Annotated in this window: 23 protein-coding genes and 1 pseudogene; 17 read left to right on the top strand and 7 right to left on the bottom strand. The window is 64.0% G+C overall.

Going from position 1 to position 21,812, the window contains the following annotated elements; genetic code table 11:
- The first annotated feature begins 112 nt into the window (after positions 1 to 112).
- From miaB to G453_RS25585, 4 genes are all read left to right on the top strand, one after another.
- A complete protein-coding gene (gene miaB, locus G453_RS0120355; protein ID WP_043646973.1) occupies positions 113 to 1,447 on the top strand; it encodes a tRNA (N6-isopentenyl adenosine(37)-C2)-methylthiotransferase MiaB in 1,335 nt (444 codons plus the stop codon).
- Positions 1,444 to 1,929, top strand: coding sequence for a bifunctional nuclease family protein (locus G453_RS0120350; RefSeq protein ID WP_027192513.1), 486 nt, complete (start codon positions 1,444 to 1,446; stop codon positions 1,927 to 1,929). Before miaB ends, G453_RS0120350 begins: the two co-directional genes overlap by 4 nt.
- Positions 1,930 to 1,933: 4 nt before the next feature.
- Complete coding sequence (locus G453_RS0120345) at positions 1,934 to 2,590, top strand: histidinol phosphate phosphatase domain-containing protein (RefSeq protein WP_027192512.1); 657 nt, start codon at positions 1,934 to 1,936, stop codon at positions 2,588 to 2,590.
- 67 nt (positions 2,591 to 2,657) lie between these two features.
- Positions 2,658 to 3,422 (top strand): M15 family metallopeptidase, encoded by a 765-nt coding sequence (locus G453_RS25585; protein ID WP_169725385.1) that lies wholly within the window; start codon positions 2,658 to 2,660, stop codon positions 3,420 to 3,422.
- Between the two features lie 257 nt (positions 3,423 to 3,679).
- On the opposite strand, the gene G453_RS0120335 is transcribed toward G453_RS25585, so the two are convergent.
- Positions 3,680 to 5,590: a DUF2207 domain-containing protein gene (locus tag G453_RS0120335; protein WP_027192511.1), complete on the bottom strand. Its 1,911-nt coding sequence runs from the start codon at positions 5,588 to 5,590 to the stop codon at positions 3,680 to 3,682.
- Positions 5,591 to 5,616: 26 nt separating this feature from the next.
- A complete protein-coding gene (locus tag G453_RS0120330) occupies positions 5,617 to 6,180 on the bottom strand; it encodes a LemA family protein (RefSeq protein WP_027192510.1) in 564 nt (187 codons plus the stop codon).
- Positions 6,181 to 6,225: 45 nt separating this feature from the next.
- Between G453_RS0120330 and gluQRS the strand changes: the two genes are divergently transcribed.
- From gluQRS to G453_RS0120310, 4 genes are all read left to right on the top strand, one after another.
- Entirely contained in the window at positions 6,226 to 7,272 is a 1,047-nt protein-coding gene (gluQRS, locus tag G453_RS0120325; protein ID WP_043646970.1) for a tRNA glutamyl-Q(34) synthetase GluQRS, read from the top strand.
- Positions 7,269 to 7,874: a hypothetical protein gene (locus tag G453_RS0120320; protein ID WP_027192508.1), complete on the top strand. Its 606-nt coding sequence runs from the start codon at positions 7,269 to 7,271 to the stop codon at positions 7,872 to 7,874. Before gluQRS ends, G453_RS0120320 begins: the two co-directional genes overlap by 4 nt.
- 33 nt (positions 7,875 to 7,907) lie before the next feature.
- Complete coding sequence (locus G453_RS0120315; RefSeq protein ID WP_027192507.1) at positions 7,908 to 9,011, top strand: class I SAM-dependent methyltransferase; 1,104 nt, start codon at positions 7,908 to 7,910, stop codon at positions 9,009 to 9,011.
- Between the two features lie 113 nt (positions 9,012 to 9,124).
- Positions 9,125 to 9,910 carry a YdcF family protein gene (locus G453_RS0120310; protein ID WP_169725384.1) on the top strand — a complete coding sequence of 262 codons (786 nt, stop codon included), beginning with the start codon at positions 9,125 to 9,127 and terminating at the stop codon, positions 9,908 to 9,910.
- Positions 9,911 to 10,270: 360 nt separating this feature from the next.
- Here the strand turns inward: G453_RS0120310 and G453_RS28240 are convergent, their stop codons facing one another.
- From G453_RS28240 to G453_RS0120290, 4 genes are all read right to left on the bottom strand, one after another.
- Positions 10,271 to 10,726 (bottom strand): hypothetical protein, encoded by a 456-nt coding sequence (locus G453_RS28240; protein ID WP_156921036.1) that lies wholly within the window; start codon positions 10,724 to 10,726, stop codon positions 10,271 to 10,273.
- Positions 10,716 to 11,120, bottom strand: a complete 405-nt coding sequence (locus tag G453_RS0120300; RefSeq protein WP_027192505.1) for a hypothetical protein — start codon at positions 11,118 to 11,120, stop codon at positions 10,716 to 10,718. The genes G453_RS28240 and G453_RS0120300 overlap by 11 nt, the downstream gene beginning before the upstream one ends.
- Positions 11,121 to 11,253: 133 nt before the next feature.
- Positions 11,254 to 11,937, bottom strand: a complete 684-nt coding sequence (gene queC / locus G453_RS0120295) for a 7-cyano-7-deazaguanine synthase QueC (protein ID WP_027192504.1) — start codon at positions 11,935 to 11,937, stop codon at positions 11,254 to 11,256.
- 21 nt (positions 11,938 to 11,958) lie between these two features.
- Positions 11,959 to 12,597, bottom strand: a complete 639-nt coding sequence (locus G453_RS0120290) for a radical SAM protein (RefSeq protein WP_027192503.1) — start codon at positions 12,595 to 12,597, stop codon at positions 11,959 to 11,961.
- Positions 12,598 to 12,681: 84 nt separating this feature from the next.
- Here G453_RS0120290 and queF point away from each other — a divergent pair, with 84 nt between their 5' ends.
- The 9 genes from queF (at position 12,682) to G453_RS0120245 (ending at position 20,835) form a co-directional block, all read left to right on the top strand.
- On the top strand, positions 12,682 to 13,098 hold the full coding sequence (gene queF, locus G453_RS0120285; protein ID WP_027192502.1) for a preQ(1) synthase: 417 nt from the start codon (positions 12,682 to 12,684) through the stop codon (positions 13,096 to 13,098).
- Positions 13,099 to 13,264: 166 nt separating this feature from the next.
- Entirely contained in the window at positions 13,265 to 14,107 is an 843-nt protein-coding gene (gene nifU / locus G453_RS0120280; RefSeq protein ID WP_027192501.1) for a Fe-S cluster assembly protein NifU, read from the top strand.
- A gap of 1 nt (position 14,108) precedes the next feature.
- Positions 14,109 to 15,293, top strand: coding sequence for a cysteine desulfurase NifS (gene nifS / locus G453_RS0120275; protein WP_027192500.1), 1,185 nt, complete (start codon positions 14,109 to 14,111; stop codon positions 15,291 to 15,293).
- A 355-nt stretch (positions 15,294 to 15,648) separates the two neighbouring features.
- Positions 15,649 to 16,341, top strand: a complete 693-nt coding sequence (locus G453_RS0120270; RefSeq protein WP_027192499.1) for a DUF1847 domain-containing protein — start codon at positions 15,649 to 15,651, stop codon at positions 16,339 to 16,341.
- A gap of 9 nt (positions 16,342 to 16,350) precedes the next feature.
- Positions 16,351 to 17,292: a DUF1835 domain-containing protein gene (locus G453_RS25580; RefSeq protein ID WP_051272688.1), complete on the top strand. Its 942-nt coding sequence runs from the start codon at positions 16,351 to 16,353 to the stop codon at positions 17,290 to 17,292.
- On the top strand, positions 17,289 to 18,227 hold the full coding sequence (gene cysK, locus G453_RS0120260; RefSeq protein WP_027192498.1) for a cysteine synthase A: 939 nt from the start codon (positions 17,289 to 17,291) through the stop codon (positions 18,225 to 18,227). Before G453_RS25580 ends, cysK begins: the two co-directional genes overlap by 4 nt.
- A complete protein-coding gene (gene epsC / locus G453_RS0120255; RefSeq protein WP_407635560.1) occupies positions 18,224 to 19,153 on the top strand; it encodes a serine O-acetyltransferase EpsC in 930 nt (309 codons plus the stop codon). The genes cysK and epsC overlap by 4 nt, the downstream gene beginning before the upstream one ends.
- Positions 19,154 to 19,156: 3 nt before the next feature.
- A complete protein-coding gene (locus G453_RS0120250; RefSeq protein WP_027192496.1) occupies positions 19,157 to 20,377 on the top strand; it encodes a bifunctional nucleoside/nucleotide kinase/histidine phosphatase family protein in 1,221 nt (406 codons plus the stop codon).
- 62 nt (positions 20,378 to 20,439) lie between these two features.
- A complete protein-coding gene (locus G453_RS0120245; RefSeq protein WP_027192495.1) occupies positions 20,440 to 20,835 on the top strand; it encodes a hypothetical protein in 396 nt (131 codons plus the stop codon).
- A 434-nt stretch (positions 20,836 to 21,269) separates the two neighbouring features.
- On the opposite strand, the pseudogene G453_RS25575 reads toward G453_RS0120245, so the two are convergent.
- Positions 21,270 to 21,812, bottom strand: a pseudogene (locus G453_RS25575) (outer membrane homotrimeric porin); the annotation flags it as partial.

Below are 21,812 nucleotides of genomic sequence, written 5' to 3'. Positions count from 1 at the left end.
GCGTGAATTTCCATGCCTGTCGGTCCAATTGCAGTCCGGCCCGTCAGCTGTCAAGGGCGAAGGCCCGGCCCCTCCCTTTGACCGCTCTCCATACATGACGTATGATATGAGGATGAAGTTTCACGTCCTCACCTTCGGATGCCAGATGAACGCCGCCGATTCCGGCTGGCTGGGCCGCAGCATGGCCCAATTAGGCTGGCAGGAGGTTCCTGCCGACGAGGCCCAGGTCTTTATCGTCAACACCTGCTCCGTGCGCGACAAGCCCGAACAGAAGGTCTACAGCCTGCTGGGGCGCTTGGCCGCCCATCTGGAGCGCGATCCGGCCATTTTTTGCGCCGTGGGCGGCTGCGTGGCCCAACAGGTGGGCGCGGGCCTGTGGGACCGCTTCCCCTTTGTGAGGCTGGTGTTCGGCACCGACGGCATCTCCCAGGCCCCGCAGGCGCTGGTGCGCCTGGCCGAAGAGCCGCAGCTTCGCCTGTCGCTTCTGGATTTCACCCAGTCCTACGTGGAGCGCGACCCGGCGCTGCCCGCAACCGCCGTGTCCCCGCGCGCCTTCGTGAACATCATGCAGGGCTGCGACAACTTCTGCACCTACTGCATCGTGCCCCACGTGCGCGGCCGCCAGAAGTCGCGCTCCAGCGCCTCGGTGCTGGCCGAGTGCCGCGCCCTGGCCGCAAGCGGCGTGAAGGACATCACGCTTCTTGGCCAGAACGTGAACAGCTTCGGTCTGGACGCGGGCGGAGACGGGATGAGCTTCCCGCAGCTCCTGCGCGCCGTGGCCGCCATGGAGGGGGTGTCGCGCCTACGTTTCACCACTTCGCACCCCAAGGATCTGGCCGACGACGTGATCGCTGCCTTCGGCGAGCTGCCTAACCTGAGCCCCAGCCTGCACCTGCCGGTGCAGTCCGGCTCGGACGCGGTGCTTAAGCGCATGGGCCGCAAGTACACGCTGGCGCAGTATCTCTCCAAGGTGGAGGCGCTTTACGGCGCGAGGCCGGAACTGTCGCTCAGCACGGACTTCATCGTGGGTTTTCCCGGCGAGACCGAGGCGGATTTCCGGGCCAGCCTGGAGCTTATCCGCACCGCGCGCTTCGAGACGTCCTTTTCGTTTCTCTACAGCGACCGTCCAGGCGTGGCGTCGGCCAAAATGGAGCCCAAGGTGCCAGACGACATCAAATCCTGGCGTCTGGCCGAGCTTCAGGCCTTGCAAAATGACCAGCAGCAGGCCATGTTGAACGAGTTGGCAGGAAGCATGGCCCAGGTGCTGGTGGAAGGCCCCGGAGCCCGGCGGGACTCCGAGGAACCGGCCTGGAAGGGCCGCGACGAGGCCGGGCGCGTGGTGAACTTCGCCGCAGCGCCCTCCGCGCATGACCTGACGGGACGCATCGTCCCGGTGCGCATCATCCAGGCCAAGAAGCATTCCTTGTGGGGGGAGCAGTCGTCATGATCGAGATGAAAGTGTTCGGCCTCGCGCTGGACGAAGATACCCAGGCCCCGGTGCTCATCCTCAAGGACCTTGAGGACAAGCTCACCCTTCCCATATGGATCGGCGCCATGGAGGCCATGGCCATCTCGCTCACGCTAAACGACGTGAAGCTGCCCCGGCCCATGACCCACGACCTGCTGCTCTCCACAATCGGCCTCATGGGCGGGACCGTGAAGGCCGTGTCGGTCACGCACCTGAGCGAGGGGACCTTCTACGCGGCCGTGTCCGTGGAGCAGGGGGACAAGACCCTCCAGATCGATGCGCGGCCCTCCGACGCCGTGGCCCTGGCCCTGCGCGCCGGGGCGTCCATCCTGGTGGACCCCGCCGTGATCGCGTCCCTGGCAGAGGGAAAGCCCAAGCCGGTCATCGCCTCCGACGGCGACGACAAGTGGACGGACATCCTGGAAAGCTACAACCCCGGCGACAACAAATACAAGATGTAGAGCCATGATAGACCTGCACACCCACACCACGTTCTCCGACGGCGAGCTGATCCCCGCCGAACTCGCCCGCCGCGCCGCCAAGGCCGGATACAAGGGGCTGGCCATCACCGACCACGCCGATCCCTCCAACATGTATCTCATCATCGAGAACCTGTTGCGTTTCGCCGAGGACACCGGCCCGCACCTGGACGTGAACCTGGCCGTGGGCGTTGAACTGACGCACATTCCCCCGGCGCTGATCCCAGGCCTCATCACCGAGGCGCGCCGGGCGGGAGCCCAGCTGGTGGTGGTGCACGGCGAGACCATTGTGGAGCCCGTGCTTCGCGGCACGAACCTGGCCGCCATCGAGGGCGGAGCGGACGTGCTGGCCCATCCGGGGCTCATCACCATCGAGGAAGCCGGGCTTGCCGCCGAGCGCGGCGTGCACCTGGAGATCACCACCCGCAAGGGCCACAGCCTGACCAACGGACACGTGGCCGTGATGGCGCGCACCTGCGGGGCGAAGCTTGTGATAAACAACGACGCCCACGCGCCGGGCGACCTGGTCTCCCAGGACATGCGGCGCATGATCGCCCTGGGCGCTGGCCTGACCTCGGAAGAGCACCGGCAGGCCGAGAAGAACTCCCAGGACATATTCACCCGGATCATGACCCGCAAATAGGTTCCGCCGCATCTTCCGGCAGGTGCCGAAATTGACGCCGCCCTGGCCGCATGACACTATGCGGCCCGTGAAAAAGCTCCTTTTCTCCCTCACATTCATACTCTGTCTGGCCGCGCCCGCCCTGGCGGACAAGGCCTCCGACCTGGACCTCATCCGACGCTTCTTTCCCCAGGCCGTGGCCTCGGTGACGCCAGACGGGCTCGTGCTCTCCGACGGCGCGCGCATCGTCTACGACGACGGCCGCGCCAAGGACGCCGAGGCTGCGCTTGACGACCCGGACATCGAGGACATGCTGGCCCAGCCCTATCCGCTTTCGCGCGTCACCGCCGAACCCGCGCCGAATTTTCATCCCGGACGCCGCCGGGTGGTCGCCCTGTTCAAGGCTGCCTACGGCCACGATGCCACCGAGGTGAAGGCCAACCTCGTGCCGGTGTCCTTTTTGGGCAAGACAGTGCTGTTCAACCAGCGAAACGGCGCAGCCCAGGCGCTTGAAGCCGTGGGGCGCGACCTGGAAGCCCTGCTGGCCGCGCATCCCGGATTCAAAGGCCACGTGCTGCCGCTGAGCGGCACCTTCGCCTGGAGGCCCATCGCCGGGACCGAGCGGTTGTCCATGCACAGCTTCGGCGCGGCCATCGACCTGAACGCCAAGAAAAACGGCTACTGGCGCTGGTACACGGGGAACAATCCGTTGAAGCTGCGCCAGGATTTCCCGGCGGAAGTGGCCGAAGTGTTCGAGCGGCACGGATTCATCTGGGGCGGAAAATGGGCGGAGTTCGACATCATGCACTTCGAGTACAGGCCGGAGCTTATCGCCAAGGCCCAGGGGCGCTAGCGCCGGACCCGTGAAGAACATGGGCATGTGTTTCACGGGTCAGACTAATAACTTGGCTGCTTAGGGATTTCCCAAAATTATCGCCCGCCGCTGCCCGGACAAAGGGGTAAGTCGGCAACAGGTTGGGATACTTGCGGATTCCAAAGGGCGCAGCCCTTTGGCCGCCGGAGGCGTTCCCCTACTGCGAATGCTGCGAGTCCCTCTCGTATTTGGGAACGCCATACTCGCCAACGCCGGGTTGCCCGGAACGGGCTCGCTTACCAGCCGCCGCCACCGCCGCCTCCGCCGCCGCCGCCGGAACCGCCCCCGCCTCCGCTCCCAGACGAACCGGAACTCGACGCCATGGCCGACGAGAAGCCGCTGGACAGGCTCTGCGAGAAGTCGCCGGGCGAAGAGACGTCCCAACTGGACCCGTGATACCAGACCGGCGTGTAGCCGTCGGGCGACTGGGCGGCCCGCGCCAGCACCTGGGCGAAGCGCTTGCCCCACTGGTGCTCAAGCCCCAGGGCCATGGCATAGGGCAGGAACTTCTCGAACAATTCGGACGTCTCTTCGGGCGGATTGACGAGGTTCAGGCGCTCCTCCTCGGCCACGCCCAGGTACAGGGCGAAGCCCTCGATCTGGTCCATGATCCTGCGCCCTTCCTCGGTGGGGGCTTTCAGCAGATGGTAGAACGTTGCGCAGGCGCTGCCGGAGGCCAAAAGTATCGCGGCGGCAAGGGGCGTGGTGGCCGCGCCCAGGAAGAACAGTCCCGCGAACTCGCCCAGCACGAAGGGAGTGGCAAAGGCCGTGAAGAAGATGGCTCCGGCCCAGGCCATGAAGCTGCCCCGGCCTTTGACCGCCTCGTGCCAGGAGGCTGCCACGCGCGACAGCAGCATGACCGTGCCCGCCGTCCATATGCTCAGCCAGGCCGCCATGAACAGGGACTGGTCGGTGCTCGGCCCGGAAAACACAGCGCACAGGCCCGCAGCCAGCGCTATGGCCACTCCGGGCCAGAACCAGCCGAGGTTGGGGTTGAAGAGATACCCCGTGTAGGAATCGCGCAGCGCCTTGCGCAGGGCGCTTTGGGCGTCGTTCAGCGCGGTGCGGTTGGAGCGTTCCACTTCCAGGGGGGAGCCGCCCTTGAAGAGAACCCGCATGGCGCTGTCCTCGTCCAGCCTGGAAGCCGTCTTCTGCTCCTTGCGCTGCTTCAGGCTGAATTCCCCTTTGTCCTTTTCCGTGATGGTCACCAGACCCTGTACTGCCAGGCTGACGATGGTGCAGGGCAGGTCCTTGTCGTCGTAGCCCATGCGGGAGATGTAGCGCGCGGCTGCCGGGGAGATGTCCGGCGGCGGCGCGTAGAGCGGGATGATGGTCCCCTTGTCGGGGTCGCGCCCCACCTTGAACCAGGCCGCGAGATAGTAGGCCATGAGCAGCGCGAACAGCCCAAGCGACGCGGCCAGCAACCTGTTCACGGAGAGCGCGTGCAGCAGTCGCTCCCAGGCGGACGGGCTTGCCACGAACCCTTTGGGCCAGGCCACCGCCGCCGTGAACCCCTCGCCCGGTTGCAGGGCTCGGGTGGTCTGGAAGACGATGCGCCCCGACCCCTCCTGCCTGACGGTGAAATCCAGGCCCTGCGCGCCCTTGGGGCCGGTGTACCCGGCGAACTGACGGACATTCGCTCTGGGCGGAACGATGAACACGGCCCGTACGCGCTCGATGGGAAAGCTCCAGCTGTTGCCGGTGAAGTTCCAGTAGATCTCGTCGTATTTGTCGAAGAAGCGGACCTGCGACGCGGCCAGATAGCGCAGCGTCCATGTGTAGACGCCCGGCGTCAGGAAAGAATCCTTGTGGCCCAGGTAGATGCGCACGCTCTCGCCCTTGTCCTCCATGCGCCAGTTCTCGGGGCCTACGCCGCGCCGGACCTCCAGCACCTGATAGGGCTGGCCGGACATGACCCCGATCCAGTCGAAGGGCGGTTTCAGCAGGTCTCGGTAGATGCCGCGCCTGATGTCGCGCCCCTGGACCAGGGCGGTGATGGTCTCCGTCACTTCGGTCAGGCCGTCCTGGCGGACCGCAACCACCGCATCGAAGGAGATGACGTGCTCCGCGTAGGCCCGGGCCGGATGGGCGAGCACGGCCAGGCAGAAAGCCCACAGCAGGAGAGCGCGCGTCAGGACATGATGCATGAACGATCCTCTTGGTGCTGTGCGGGTCACTTGGAGGCGAAATCCACCACGGGGACCTGGCGCTTGGAGTCGTTTTCGGCCTCGAAGAATTCGGCCTTGCCGAAGCCGAACATGCGGGCCACGATGTTGGAGGGGAAGGAGTCCACGGCGATGTTCAGGTTGCGCACTGCGCCGTTGTAGTAGCGCCGGGCCATCTGGAGTTCGGATTCTATCTCCGCCAGGGCGCTTTGCAGCTGCGTGAAGTTGGCGCTGGCCTTCAGGTCTGGGTAGGCCTCGGCCAGGGCCAGCACCTTGCCCAGGGCCTGCCCCAGAAGCCCCTCGGCCTGGAGTCGCTCGCCGGTGTCCTGCGCGGCCATGCTCCTGGCGTGCAGCGCGGCGATCTGTTCCACCAGTTCGCGCTCGTGGGTCATGTAGCCTTTCACGGTCTGGACGAGGTTCGGTATGAGCTCGGCTCGGCGGGTGAGTTGCACGTCCACGCCGCTCAGTCCCTCCTGCACCATGTTGGCGCTTCGAACCAAACTGTTGTACAGGGCCATCACCAACAGGCCCAGCAGCAACGCGGCACCCAGCAGAACGAGAAGGGTGATCATAGTGACGACCTCTCATTATTTCAGATTCTATACTTCCTAGACTCCATGAACCCGTCCTGTCAAATACGGGGGCGCTTCGCTCCGAGCCCGTCTGGCCGCATGCACCTGGGCAACGCCTGGACCGCGCTGCTGGCCTGGCTCTCGGCGCGCTCCAGGGGCGGGGCGATGATCCTGCGCATGGAGGATCTGGACCCGGACCGCTGCAAGCCCCATTTCGCCCGCCACATCCTGGAGGACCTCTCCTGGCTTGGCCTGGACTGGGACGAAGGCCCGGACGTGGGCGGCCCGCACGGCCCCTACACCCAGGACGAACGGCGCGACCTGTACCAGCGCTGCCTGGACGAGTTGGCCGCGCGCGGGATGGTCTATCCTTGCACCTGCACCCGCGCGGAGCTGCGCGCAGCGCAGGCTTCCCAGGCCGATGCCGGGGCAGGCAGCGGAGATGTTGCCGATGACGGCGCGCCGCACTCCGGCGTCACCCAGGCCCCCCACGCGGGCGAGGCCGAGCCGGTCTACGCCGGAACCTGCCTGCGCCTCACCCCCGAGGAGCGCAGCGCGCGCCAGGGGCGCGGGCGCGGCGCGGCGCTTCGCCTCGTGGTGCCCCGCGTGCGCATATCGTTCACAGACAGGGTGCTCGGCCCGCAGTCGCAGGAGCTGGCCGAGGAGTGCGGCGACTTCGTGCTGCGCCGCTCCGACGGCGTCCACGCCTATCAGCTGGCCGTGGTGGCCGACGACGCGAACCAGCAGATCACCGAGGTGGTGCGCGGGGCGGACCTTTTGAGCTCCACGGCGCGTCAGATTCACCTGTTCCATACTTTCGGCTGGCGCGCGCCGGACTACGCCCACGTCCCCCTGCTGGTGGACCCGGACGGCAGGCGCCTCTCCAAGCGCCGGGGCGACGTTGATCTCGGCCAGTTGCGCGACGCCGGGGCCTCCCCTCAGGCCATCGTGGGTTATCTGGCCTGGAAGGCCGGGCTTCTGGACGCGCCGCGCCGCGCTGCGCCCCAGGATCTGGTGGACGGATTCAGCTTCGCTCCGCTGCCCGCCGGGCCGCTGGTGGTGGAGCACAACTGGATGGAGGTGGTTGGATGATGCAGGGTCTTTTGTCGCGGCTGTCCGTCGTGCGGGCGGCCTGGGTGGTGGCGGCGGTTCTCGGGCTGGTGCTGGCCGGGCAGGACGGCGTGGCGCTGGCCGCCAAAAAGAGCGAAAAGAAGAAGCCGCAGGCCACGGGCGAGCCCATCGACGTCAATGCCCCTTCAAAACCCTGCTACAAGCTGAGCCACGGCAGGCTGTTCCACCGCTGTGAGCCGCAGAGCCTGCCCTACGGGCGCTGCCGCGTGGGCAACTCCTGCTGCCGGGGCAACTACGAGCTTTCGCCCATCAACTGGTACAAGTGCGAGGACCAGAACGGGCACGTGTCGTCCAGGCCCGCCGCGCCCGCCATCTTCATCCTGGGGGACAACTCCAAGCACCGCATGGGCACGGGCCACGTGTTCGTGGTGGAGAAGGTCCGCGACCTGGGAAACGGCCACTGGGATCTGGTGCTCTCGCACACCAACTATGACCGCAAGTGTTCCATCGAGACCGACGTGCAGGCAGTGTACGACGAGAAGGGCAAGCTGGTGACCATGAAGACCGGCCACTGGAGCGTCTGGGGCAAGAACCTCAAGGCTTTGGGATTCATTGTGAAATAGCCTGTCCGACCAAACCCGGTGCGAGGAGCGTCCATGACTACAGACTCCGCCGACAAGCGCGCCGCCTTCGCAGGCCGCATGACCGACATCCTGAACCTCTCCGCGCTCGGCACGGCCATGTGCCTGGGCTACCGGGCCGGGCTGTTCGAGGCTCTCGACAAGCTGGCCGCTCCCGCCAGCTGCGCCGAGGTGGCGCGCGCCGCCGGGCTGGCCGAGCGCCCGGTGCGCGAGTGGCTGGCCGTGATGGTCTGCGGCGGCGTGGTGGAGCTTGCCGAGTCGCCCCAGGGCGAGGACCTGTTCCTGCTGCCGCGCGAGCACGCGGATTTCCTGACCCTGCGGGCCGGGAGCGACAACTTCGGCGTGTACACCCAGGAGCTGCCGCTTTTGACCCGCTGCGCCCTGGATGAGGTGCAGCAGGGCATGGCCACCGGCGCGGGCGTGCCCTACGACCGCTACCCGTCCTTCCAGGACTGGATGGGGCAGGTGGCCGCCACGAAACACCGGCAGGTGCTGGTTGACGTGTTTGTTCCCTCCGTGGCCGACGGCGAGATGGCGCGGCGGCTCGCGCGCGGCGTCCGGGTGCTGGACGTGGGGTGCTCCGAGGGGCTGGTGTCGCTGCTGATGGCGGCGGCCTTTCCCCGCAGCGAGTTTCTGGGCATCGACATCTCGGAAGCTTCCGTTAAGCTGGCCAGGGCCGAGGCCGCGCGCCTGGGGCTTGGGAACGCGCGCTTCGAGGTGTGCGACGCGGCGAGCCTGGCCGTCGACGCCGACTGCGCTGGCCGGTTCGGGCGCTTCGACTACATCACCGCCTTCGACTCCGTGCACGACCAGACCCGCCCCCTGGAGGTGCTGCGCGGCGTCCGGGCCGTGCTGGCCGAGGGCGGCATGTTCTCCATGGTGGACATCAAGGCCGAGACGCCCCTGGCCGGGAACCTGAATCATCCCATAGGCACCTTCCTGTATACGGTCAGCCTGATGCACTGCATGCAGGTGGGGCTGGTGGACGGCGGGGCGGGGCTTGGCACCATGTGGGGCAGGCAGAAGGCGCTGGAGATGCTGGAAGAGGCCGGGTTTGATGCCGTCGAAGTCTGCGAGATCCCCACGGACCCGTTCAATACGCACTATCTTTGCCGTTAGCAGAGACTTGCGGCAGCGCAGGGAGTGCACCTGGAAAGATGAGTCGTCCGCCGCATGGCCTGATGAACACGCAATGACGCGCAGGAACAGGCGTTCCCGCAATGGCAGGTATGATGGATTCTCCCTTTGATTTCTTCGTGATCAAGAAAATAGTCTCGCTGCTGATCTATCCGTATTCCCTGGCGCTGATTCTTGTGGCCGCCGGGGTCGGGTGCATCTGCCTGGGGCGGCGGGTCAGGCTCGGCAAGTGGCTGGCTGCGGTCGGCGTTCTTTTCCTGATCGTCCAGTCCGTGCCGTACGTGCCCAATGAGTGCATGCGGCGGCTGGAGTACGAGTATCCGCCGGTGCTGAAGGAGACCGCAGTTCCCGGCGGCGCGAAGTGGATCGTGGTGCTGAGCGGCGCGTCCACCAACAACACATACGTCCCCGTGACCAGCCGCAACTCCGGCGACACGCTGCACCGCGTGGTGGAGGGGGTGGTGCTGGCCAACCGGTTCCCGGAGGCGAAGCTGCTGGTATCGGGCGGCGGCTATGTGGAGAGCGGGCCTGCGGCGAATGTGATGGCCGAGATGGCGCGTGATCTGGGAGTCTCGCCGGACCGGATCGTCATGGAACCGGAGTCCAGGGATACCGAGGAGCAGGCCAAGATCATCGCCGGGGTGGTCGGCGGCGACAGGGTCCTGCTGGTGACGTCCGCGCTGCATATGCCCCGGTCCATGATGCTGTTTGAGGCCTACGGGGTGGATGTGGTGGCAGCGCCGACGGCGCATATCTCCACCACGCACCCGCAGCTGAAATTTTTGTTGTTCCCCTCGGCGTCAGGGGCGGTGCTGTCCGGGGCGTGCGCTCATGAGTTGATTGGGATGGCGTGGTTTAAGTTGAAGCGGGTGTTTCAGTAGGGGGGATGGTGATGGAAAGGCGCGAGGAAGAAAGGCCGGGCATGCGGCTGGTGGAACTTTGGGTGCCGGATTTGAACGGCTCGGCAGGGCGCAGGAGTTCAGGCGTCAGTCGCTGCTGGCGAGCCAGGGAGTGGATGAGCAGGAGGTGTTGGAGTTTTTGGAAGATACAAGTGCCTGGGGTGGAGGCGAATGAAAGGATGAGAGGTGGTGGTAAAGTGGTGCTTCCTCTCTCCCTCGAATGTGTGCAACAGATGCTGCTGCGTTGCGTAATTGGGTAGTTGTTGAATTTGTAGTTGGGGTTGGAGGAGGTCCACGCTTAATTCTTGTTCTTCATTCTTCTGATTGTGAGTTCTGAGTCGTTTACTCCGTAAATTTGATCATTATTTTTGTGTTTACGAATTTATTTTTGCGGAGTGTTCCATTTGAAACCTTGAGTTCAGTCGTGTCTCCGTGGATGTTTATTCCAATGGGCCGCAGGTCGATGTGCGGAATTGTTATTTTGTCCGCAGAAGTTTTGATGATGGTGATTATGTTGTTTGATTCGATTTTGACTTTTGTTTTGTTTGCATTTCTTTTTATGTGAACAAAGTTTGCTTGTGATTTGGAATCGACGATGTACTGGATTGGATATGCGTTGTTCTTCGCGTATCCTGATAGCCATATGCGAGGTTGTTTCCCAGTTCCGATAAGAAGTGGTATGAATGTGTTTATTAAGAATAGTATTTCGCCATTGATTATTGTGTTGCCACAGAGTTCAATGGTGCCGAACGGAGTATATCCGTCGGGAACGTGGAGATCTGAAAATTTAGCGACCATTTCTGATCTCCGTAACTTGCGGTGCTTCAGAGAAATGCTTTTGAATTTTCTTCAAGACTTTCTTTTTTTCGCTAGGAAAGGCAAGGCTTATGAGGAACATCAGCAAAGAAATAATAAATCCAACAATTGGGATAGCCCACTCCCATTGTTCTATTGTGTATTTGTTTGGCGTATAGAAGTTAACGGCGTACTTGGCAAGTACACTGAGCAAGTATCCAAGGCTAACCGTCGCAGAATATTTTGCGCCTTTTATGGGCAAGGAGTCGTTGCTTTGCAGCCTCAAAAAGTCAGCCTCGTATAGGCAATACGCTTCTTGGAATGACCCTACAGTTGGTTCAATCCTGGCGGACCCTCCCACGATGGGTTCTGTAATGGTTCTGTTAAAGAATTGCATCTGGCAGTGGTATTAGCAAAAAAATACGTCCCGATTTGAACTGAATAATTGGTCGGTGTGTTGCGGTGAGCTGGCAATCCCGAGAAAATGATGTGTGAAATTGACCACAATGTCCAGTCGAATGTAGGATAGGTTAACAATACCCCGTCGGGTCCTCCACCCCAGCCTCTTCAAATCCCTTCTTCCTGAGCAAACACGAATCACATCTCCCGCACGCCAGCCCGTCCTCGCTCGGGTCGTAGCAGCTGTGCGTCAGCCCGTAATCCACCCCCAGCTTCATGCCTTCCTGGATAATCCGCGCCTTGTCCCAGTGCATCAGCGGCGCGTGGATCTTCATCTTCAGCCGTCCCTCGACGGCCTCTTTAATCGCCAGATTGGCCATATTCTCGAACGCGGCCACGAACTCCGGCCTGCAATCAGGATACCCTGAATAGTCCAGCGCGTTCACCCCGATGAAGATGTCCGCCGAGGGCAGCACCTCGGCCCAGGCCAGCGCCAGCGACAGGAAAACCGTGTTCCTGGCTGGGACGTAGGTCACGGGGATTTCGTCCTCCATCACACTCACGTCCCGGTCTTTCGGCACGTCGATCTCGGCGGTCAGCGCCGACCCGCCGATCTTCCCCAGCGGAACGTCCAAAATCAGGTGCCCGGCGGCGCCCAGATGCTTTGCCACGCGCCGCGCGGCGTCCAGCTCCACCTCGTGGCGCTGTCCGTAGCGGAAGCTCAAGGCATAAGCACGGTATCCCTGCGATTTGGCGATGGCCAGACAGGTGGAGGAGTCCAAGCCTCCGGAGAACAGGACGACGGCGTTCTTCACGATGAAACCTCGATTATGATGTCAGACCCCGCGCGCGTCGGGGTCCCAGATGAGCTTGTGGAGTTGCAGCCCCAGGCGGATGGGCAGGCGCTCTTCGAGAATCCAGGCCACCAACTCGGCGGGCGGCAGCTGGGCCAGCACGGGCGAGAAGTGGATGTGGCGCGTCTGGGGCAGGATGCGCCGCACGATGCCTGCGGCGTAGTCGAAGTCCTGGCGGTCAGCGATGACGAATTTCAGCTCGTCCTTTTCGCGCAGCCGCTCCAGGTTGCTCCACTCGGTGGAGGTGTGCATGCCGCTGGACGGGCATTTGATGTCCACGATGGCGGTCACGCGTTTGTCCAGCACGTCCACGGGGAACGTGCCGTTGGTCTCCACCAGCACCTCGTAGCCGTGCTCCAGGAACTTCTTGGCCAGAAGCGGCGTCTCGCGCTGGGCCAGGGGCTCGCCGCCGGTTATTTCCACCAGTCGGCAGCGGTGCCGGGCCACGGCCCACATCACGTCCTTTCGGCTCATGACCTTGCCGTCAGCCCAGGAGTAGCTGGTGTCGCACCAGGAGCAGCGCAGGTTGCAACCCGAGAGACGCACGAAAGTGCAGGGACGCCCCGCGTGCGAGGACTCCCCCTGGATGGAATGAAAAATCTCCGTGACGACTACCGGCATCCGCCCACCATTTGACGCAAGATGGACGAAAGCCTAATCCAGATGGGGCGCGGTGTCAAAAGATGCCGCCGCAAGGAGCAAGCAATGAGCGTACAAGACGACGTGTCCGCCCTGACCCACCTGGGCCAGGCCGGGACCGCCTACCCCGAGCGCGTGGAGCCGGGGCTTATCGAAACCTTCCCCAACCGCTTCCCGGAGCGCGAATACCAGATCACCTTCGAGACCGAGGAGTTCACCAGCCTCTGCCCCATGACCGGCCAGCCCGACTTCGGCACCATAACCATCACCTATGTGCCGGGCGAGCGCTGCATCGAGTCCAAGTCGCTGAAGCTGTACCTGTTCAGCTACCGGGGCGAGCCGAGCTTCATGGAAACCCTGACCAATCGCATCCTGGACGACCTGTCCTCGGCCTGCAAGCCGCGCCGGATGATGGTCACGGGCAATTTCCGCCCGCGCGGCGGCATCGGCATCGTGGTGGAGGCCCTCTACGAGGCGGACTAGCCCGGTTGTGGTGTCCGCTCCCTGGAATGGGCGTGCGAAACGGGCAATCGCCGGAAACGTCCCCGACTTTCCGGCTATTTCCTCCCGAAACACTTCCATAGACCGGGGCGAGGTGTTATCCTGTCAGGACGCTATTTAAAGCGCACACCCAACGAGGAGAACTGCAATGTGGGAATATACCGATAAAGTGCGCGAGCACTTCATAAACCCCAAGAATGTCGGGGAAATAGCTGATGCATCCTGCGTGGGCGAGGTGGGCTCGCTGGCCTGCGGCGACGCGCTGAAGCTCTACCTGAAAGTCGACGAGAACGACCGCATCGTGGACGCCAAGTTCCAGACCTTCGGCTGCGCCAGCGCCATCGCGTCCTCCTCCGCCCTGACCGAGATGATCAAAGGCAAGACCGTGGACGAGGCCATGGACGTCTCCAACCAGGACATCGCCGAATTCCTGGGCGGCCTGCCCAAGGAAAAGATGCACTGCTCCGTGATGGGCAAGGAGGCCCTGGAGGCCGCCGTGGCCAACCTGCGCGGCCTGCCCATGGCTCCGCACGAGGAAGGCGAGATCGTCTGCGAATGCTTCGGCGTGACAGACACCACCATCCGCAAGGCCATCGCCGAGAACAACCTGAAGACCGTCGAGGAGATCACCGATTTCACCAAGGCGGGCGGCGGCTGCGGCAAGTGCCTGGACAAGCTGGCGGATCTGCTGGCCGAGTCCAAGGGCGTGCTGAAACCCTTGCAACCGGTCGCGCCCGCGCGTCCCGCAGGACTCACCAACCTGCAGCGCATGAAGCTCATCTCCAAGATCATCGACGAGGAGATAAGCCCCAGCCTGCAAAAGGACGGCGGCAACATCGAACTGGTGGACGTGGACGGCAAGACCGTGCTGGTGCAGCTGCGCGGGGCGTGCTCCTCGTGCAAGTCCAGCCAGCTGACGCTCAAGCAGTTCGTGGAAAAGCGCCTGCGCGACGCCGTGGACCCCGATCTGGTTGTGGAGGAGGTGCGCTAGCATGCCCGTCATCTACATGGACAACAACGCCACCACCAAAGTGGACCCGGCGGTGCTTGAGGAGATGCTGCCCTACTTCTCCGAGCAGTACGGCAACCCCTCCAGCATGCACATGTTCGGCGGCATGGTGGGGCGCAAGATCAGCGAAGCGCGCGAGCGCGTGGCCGCCTCATTCGGCTGCCAGCCCGGCGAGATCATCTTCAACGCCTGCGGCACCGAGGGCGACAACACCGCTATCCGCTCGGCCCTGGCCTCGCAGCCGGACAAACGCCACATCATCACCACCCGCGTGGAGCATCCGGCCGTCTTGAACCTCGTCAAGCACCTGGAGCGCAAAGGCTACGAGGCCACCTACCTCGGCGTGGACGAGCAGGGACGCCTGGACCTGGACGAACTGCGCGACGCCATCCGCCACGACACCGCGCTCATCTCCGTGATGTTCGCCAACAACGAGACCGGCGTCATCTTCCCCATCAAGGAGATCGCCGAGATCGCCAAGGAGCGCGGCGTACTCATGCACACCGACGCCGTGCAGGTGCTGGGCAAGGTCCCCTTCGACCTGAAGGACATCCCCGTGGACTTCCTGGCCGTGTCCGGCCACAAGGTCCACGCCCCCAAGGGCGTCGGGGCCATGTTCGTGCGCAAGGGCGTGCAGTTCCGCCCCTTCATGATGGGCGGGCACCAGGAGCACGGACGCCGCGCCGGAACCGAGAACACCACCGGCATCATCGGCCTGGGCAAAGCCTGCGAGCTGGCCATGGGCAACGTGGCCCACGAGAACACCGTGGTGCGGGCGCTGCGCGACAAGCTGGAAAAGAAGCTGATCGAGGCCGTGCCCGACACGCGCATCAACGGCGTGGTGGATTCGCGCCTGCCCAACACCACCAGTCTGGCCTTCCAGTTCGTGGAGGGCGAATCGATCCTGCTGATGCTGGACGCCTTCGGGGTCTGCGCCAGCTCCGGCTCGGCCTGCACCTCCGGGTCGCTGGAACCGTCGCACGTGCTGCGCGCCATGGGCGTGCCGTTCACCTACGCGCACGGCTCCATCCGGTTCAGCCTGTCGCGCTTCAACACCGAGGCCGACGTCGATCTGGTGGTGGCCGAGCTGCCCAAGATCATCCATCGCCTCAGGGAGATTTCGCCCTTCAAGAGGACCGAAGGCGAAGCTCCGGCGTGTACTTGTTAAGAAATGCCTCCGGCGGCCCAGAGGAGAACTTTTTGAAAAAAGTTCTCCTCCGGGACCTCCTCTCAAAAACTTTTACGTAGCTTCGCATTCCAGCGCGGCAGTATGTCGTTTCGGGGAGCCGGGGGCTGGAGGGTGTAACGAGCGCGGCATGCGCGGCGGGCGACGAATCGTCTTCAAATCGGTTCGAGCCCGCCGCGCATGCCGCGAACGGGACAGCCTCCAGCCCCCGGCCGCCGCACCAGACCGCGAAGCCAACTGAGGGTCCAGGGGGATCATCCCCCTGGCGGGTGCAGGGCGGAGCCCGCCGGGGTGCGGGGCAGCGCCCCGCCATAATCTTCCAGTCCAGTGAGATTCCATGGCCACTCCAGACCATCCCACCTGCGCCGCATGCCCCTACGACTGGAGCGTCCGTTTCTGCCGCACCGGCAAAGGCAAGGCCCCTGCCAACTGCCCATCCATCCGGCTGCGGGACGTGTCCGAGCGCGCCACCGAGGCGACGCTTTCCGACGAGAACCTGGAGTTCGCCCGGCAGGCTTCCGTGCAGGAATCCGAGGGCTACGGCGGGCGCGACCAGGGCTACGCAGCGGTCAGGCCCATGAAGCCCCGCATCGTGGAGATCGTGGAGTTTGCGCGGCGCATGGGGTACAAGCGCCTTGGGCTGGCCTTTTGCATCGGCCTTCGCAAGGAGGCCGCCGTTGTCCAGGAGATTTTCGAGACCAACGGCTTCGACACGGTGTCCGTGGCCTGCAAGGCCGGGGCCGTGCCCAAGTCGGACCTGGGGCTTATGGCCTGCGACCAGGTGGACCCCGGCGCAACGCACGAGTCCATGTGCAACCCGGTGTTCCAGGCCGAGGCCCTGAATGCCTCGGACGTGGATTTCAACGTGCTGCTGGGGCTGTGCGTGGGGCATGACTCGCTGGTGCTGAAATACGCCCAGGCCCCGTGCACCGTGCTGGCCGTGAAGGACCGCGTGTTGGGGCACAACCCCCTGGCCGCCGTGCAGCAGTACGACGGCTATTATCGCTACCTGAAAAAGACTCTGGAATAGGCGGACCCTATGCTGCACATAACCTGCGGCGACTTCGCGGCGGATGAACTCAGGCGTGCGGGTGTGGCGGATGCAGCGCTGCCCTGGCGGGACGTGCTGCACGAAGGCCCGGTGCCCTCGGACGTCACCGGGCGCGAGATGCGCGAGATTAGGGCGGACTTCATCGCCTCCTGCGGCTGGGGAGCTTACGGCGACGTGCTTGAGTCGCTGGACGAGCGCGACCGCCTGCTTGAGGAATCGGGGGAACAGGGTGCTGCGCTGTGGTTCGAGGCAGACCTGTACGACCAGTTGCAGCTGCTGGAGGTGCTGTCGAGGCTTTATGGACTCGGCACTGCGCCTGAGCGTGTACAGCTGTTCGGTGGCGCGGGGTTTTCCGGACTTGGCGCGGACGACCTGCGTGCGGGGCTTGCGCCCGTAAGCGCCCAAACCATGCGTTCGGCGCACGAGGCGTGGGTGGCTTTCTGCTCGCCCGATCCGTCCGGTCTTGCGCGTGTCGCGGCCAAGGGTGTCGCGGGTCTGCCCTTCGCCGGACAGGCCCTGGGCAGGCTCCTTGAGGAATATCCGGGAATGCGAGACGGCTTGTCGCGCCTGGAGCGGACCATGCTCCAGGCGGCCTCGTCCGGGGCCGTGAGCGGTGCGGAACTGTTCAAGGCGGTGTCCCGGCAGGAGGAGCGCCCCTTCTTCGGCGACTGGCCGTGCTGGCTGGTGGCTTCGCGGCTCATGTCCGGCCCCGAGCCGCTGCTTGCAGGGGGCGAAGGAACTTTTCCGGAGCGGACCGTCCGGCTGACCAGCGCCGGCGAGAGAACGCTGAACGGTCAATCGGATTGGATGCGCGCTGGCGGCCAAGGGCGTTGGATAGGCGGCGTCCGTCTTGATGGCTCTCACGACTGGCGCTACGTACCCGACAGTGAAACGCTGACCCGGCTGGACGGGCCTGGAGTGATAGAATGAAAATAGCTTCCAACATGCTGGAACTGGTGGGCGGCACGCCCCTGGTACGGCTGAATCGTATAGGCGCTGGTCTGGATGTGCAGCTGGTGGCCAAGCTGGAGTCCGCCAACCCGTGTTTCTCGGTGAAGGACCGCATCGCGGGCAACATGATCCTGGACGCGGAGCGCCGGGGGCTCGTGGACCACGACACGGTTATCGTGGAGCCCACCAGCGGCAACACGGGAATCGGCCTGGCCTTCGTGTGCGCGGTGCGCGGCTACAAGCTGGTGCTGACCATGCCCGAGTCCATGAGCATCGAGCGGCGCACGCTGCTCAAGGGGTTTGGCGCGCAGCTGGTGCTGACGGAGGCTTCAAAGGGCATGAGGGGCGCCATCGAGAAGGCCCGTGAGCTGGTGGCGGAGCTGCCCAAGGCCTTCATGCCCATGCAGTTCGCCAACCCGGCCAACCCGGAGGCCCACCGCCTGACCACGGCCGAGGAGATCTGGCACGACACCGACGGCAAGGTGGATATTTTCGTGGCTGGCGTGGGCACGGGCGGCACGCTCACCGGCGTGGCCCAGGTGCTCAAGGGCAGGAAGCCGGAGCTCAAGGCAGTGGCCGTGGAGCCGGACGCCTCGCCCGTGCTGTCCGGCGGCGAGGCAGGCCCGCACATGATCCAGGGCATCGGCGCGGGCTTCGTGCCCGAGGTGCTCGAGGTGGACCTGATCGACGAGGTGTTCCGCGTCACCAACGATCAGGCCATTGGAATGGCCCGGCGCATGCTGCAAGAGGAGGGCATCCTGTGCGGCATCTCCTCGGGAGCCATCTGCCACGCGGCGGTGGAGCTGGGCAGGCGACCTGAAAACAAGGGAAAAATGATCGTATTCATTGTGTGCGACACGGGCGAGCGCTATCTGAGCACCGCCCTGTTTACAGGCATGGAGGAAACGAAGTGAAGCACGAACGCCATGTGCTGGCCAGTCTGAGCCCTGAACGGGACGTAATCGAGGATGTTGTGGGCAAGCTGTGCGCGCCCTCGTCGTATCAGGCGTTCGCCTGCCGCAAGCTCACGGATTCGCCCATGCCGTCCATCGAGGCGCTCACCGAAGTGGTGGAGCGGCTGAAGGCCGTCCTTTTTCCGGGCTACTACGGCGATTCGGAAGTGACGCCGGACACGCTGGCCTACCACACCGGGGCGCACCTGGACGTGGTGTTCCGCAAGCTGGCCGACCAGGTCAAGCGCGGCTTCTGCTTCGTGTGCCTGGGCGAGAACCGCGCCTGCACCGGATGCGAGGACCAGGCCATGGACAAGGCCACGGCCTTCCTGCGCTCCGTGCCCGGAATCCGCGAGAAGCTGGTGCTGGACGTGCAGGCCGCCTTCGACGGCGACCCGGCGGCCAAAAGCCCCGGCGAGACCATCTTTTCGTACCCGAGCATAACGGCGCTGATCCACCAGCGCATCGCGCATGAGCTGCACAAGCTCGGGGTGGACATCATCCCGCGCATAATAACGGAGATGGCCCACGCCCGCACCGGCATAGACATCCACCCCGGCGCGCAGATCGGCAAAGGGTTCTTCATCGACCACGGCACCGGCGTGGTGATCGGCGAGACCTGCATCATCGGCGATAACGTGCGCCTCTACCAGGGCGTGACGCTCGGGGCCAAGAGCTTCCCCAAGGACGCCAACGGCAACCCGGTGAAGGGTCTGGCCCGCCATCCCATCGTGGAGGACGACGTGACCATCTATTCCGGGGCCACGGTGCTGGGCCGCATCACAGTGGGCAAGGGCGCGGTGATCGGCGCGAACGTGTGGGTGACGTCTGACGTGGCTGCCGGGGCCAAGGTGCTCAAGGCCAACCCTGCGGAAAACGGCGGATAGCGCATGGACAAGAGAAAACTCGTCATCGCCATGGTGGGGTTGCCCGCGTCGGGCAAGTCGACGGTCTCCTCCAAGCTCAGGCAGTGCCTGGGCGCGGAGGGCGTGGCGGTGGAAGTTTTCAACAACGGCGACGTGCGCCGCGAGGTCTGCCGGGACAGCGACACCACCTGTTCCGATTTCTACGCTCCCGAGTACGAGCAGGGGGTGGCCATCCGTGAGAAGATCGCGCGCATCAACCTGGAGCGGGCGGCCACGTATCTTTCCGGCAAGGGCGACGTGGCCGTGCTGGACGCCACCAACGTCTCGCGCAAGCGTCGCCAGACCATAAAGGAAAGCCTGCGCGATTATCCGGTCTTCTTCGTGGAGTGCGTCAATCCGGACCCGGAGCTGGTGGAAGCCAGCATCAGCCGCAAGGCCGCCATGCCGGACTTCGCGCACATGACCCGCGAGGCCGCACAAGAGAGCTTCCGGGAGCGTATCCGCTACTACGAGCGCATCTACCAGCCGCTTGGAGACGAAGAGAACTTCGTGGTGCTGGATACGCTGCACAACCGCATCGAGCGCGAGCGCGTGCAGGGCGTGCTGCCGCACTACCGAATCCTGCGGGATCTGCTGGTGTCGGACTGGGTGCGCAACCTCTACGTGGTGCGCCACGGCGAGACGGCCTTCAACCTGGAGATGCGCATCGGCGGCGACTCGGAGCTCACGGCGCGCGGGCTGGTTCAGGCCCAGTCCCTGGCCTGGCATTTCCGCGAGACGCCGCTGCCTTACGTGTTCACCAGCACCAAAAAACGCACCCAGCAGATGGCCTCCATGATCTGCGACGGGCGCACCGACTGCCGCGTGATCCAGCTGGCCGAGTTCGATGAGATCGACGCGGGCGTCTGCGAAGGCATGACCTACGACCGCATCGCCCAGGACATGCCCCAGGTGCACGAAGCCCGCACCCGCGACAAGTATAATTACGTCTATCCCGGAGGCGAAGGCTACGGCACCCTCAAGGAGCGCGTGGAGCGGGGCGTCAAGAAGGCCCTGTACCTTTCCGGCAACGCCGAGCATATCCTCATCGTGGGCCATCAGGCCGTCAACCGGATGATCCTCTCACACTTCCTGTACCGGCGCACCGAGGATGTCCCGTACATCTACATCCCCCAGGACCGCTATTTCCACATTGTTTCCACGCATTCACGCAAAGTTTTCGAGCTGGTCAAATTCATGGGTTGATCACGGCCCCATGGCGTGCCATAGAAGGACTCAGGGGGGCGTCACACCATCGGAGGACCACAATGCTTGGACTTGAGAAACGTGTGGATGCCATCAGGCAGATGCAGGGCGATGAGGGCACTGAGCCCCAGGGACCGGGTCGTTCCGCTTCGACCATGGGAATCATGCTGGCTCTGGTGGCCATTTTGGCCGCTGCGGGCGTGTATTTTGCGGTGGAGGCCAAGTTCGGGGCCAAGATGAATGCCTATGAGGCGCGCATCACCGCCGCTGAGGCCAAGGCCGTGGAGGCCATGAACGCGCCGAAGGCCATGGCCCAGAAGGTCATCGTGTCCAACACGTTGGGCGATGTGACCCACAAGGTGGGCATGCTCAAGGGCCAGCTGGACGCGTCGTACCAGGAGCGCCTGGCCAAGGTGGAGGAGATGCTGAAATCCATCCAGCAGGATGTGGACAAGTAGCATCGGTTTGATTCGCAGCGTGTAGTACGGAAGTTCGAAAGAGGCCGGGGAGCGTCCCCGGCCTCTTTTCTTTTGCCTGGATGGCAGGCGGATGCCGGAATAATGGCATCAAGTGCATGCTCGCGAGCCAGCGAAATCCGTTTAGATTGAGTGGCGCATTGGGCAGCCGTATCACCTCGGGAAGGTGCAAGGCAGAGTCAGCCGGGAGAGCGGTAGGCGTGTGACCCTGGTGGGTGGGAACGTTCGGGGCGTGGTTTCCGAATATCCGGGCGGCGACTTGATGGCGACAGCTTGAGATCAGTGCGGACGTGCAAGAAATAGCGTTGGCGGCACAGTCCGGAATGCAGTGTTGGGGCTGGGCCATCTGGCCATTGGGCACAAAAAAACGGCCGGGACTTTCGTCCCGGCCGTATGGCATGTCCGGCTAAACCTTCTTAGAACTTGTACTGCAGGCCGAAAGCGACCTTCCAGGAGTCGCCGTCCTGAGCCTGGTTGACCATGCGGCGTCCCCAGACGGACTTCTGGAAGGAGCCGTGAGCCCAACCGGCTTCAACGATGGCAGCCAGGTTCTCATAGATGTTGTACTGGTGGTCGAAGTTGATCGCCATCACGTACTCGTTGGTGGTCAGGTCGCGACCCATGGAGACGTAGTTGCCCACGCCGACCAGGCCGTTAGCCACGCGCAGGGCGCGAGCGTTGTTGGTGCCCTGAGCGTAGGTGAAGGTCAGGCGATGGGTCAGGTCCTGGATGAAGGAGATCTTGTTCAGGGAGAACACGAAGCCCCAGGAACCGATCGGGTTCACACCCATGTAGCCGCGGGTGTAAGCCTGCGAGGAGTCGAAGGCGAAGGAGGTCGAGGGACCCCAGTAGCCCATGACGGAAGGCATACGCTCGGAACCGTTGCGGGTGGAGCTGTCTTCGCCGGTGGAGTACCAGAAGGTCAGCTGGGGGGTCAGCAGGTCGAGGCCGGTGTACTC

Source organism: Fundidesulfovibrio putealis DSM 16056, from assembly GCF_000429325.1.
GTDB lineage: Bacteria > Desulfobacterota > Desulfovibrionia > Desulfovibrionales > Desulfovibrionaceae > Fundidesulfovibrio > Fundidesulfovibrio putealis.
Note: the sequence above shows the minus strand (reverse complement) of the source record. Positions and strands in the feature narration are given on the sequence as shown.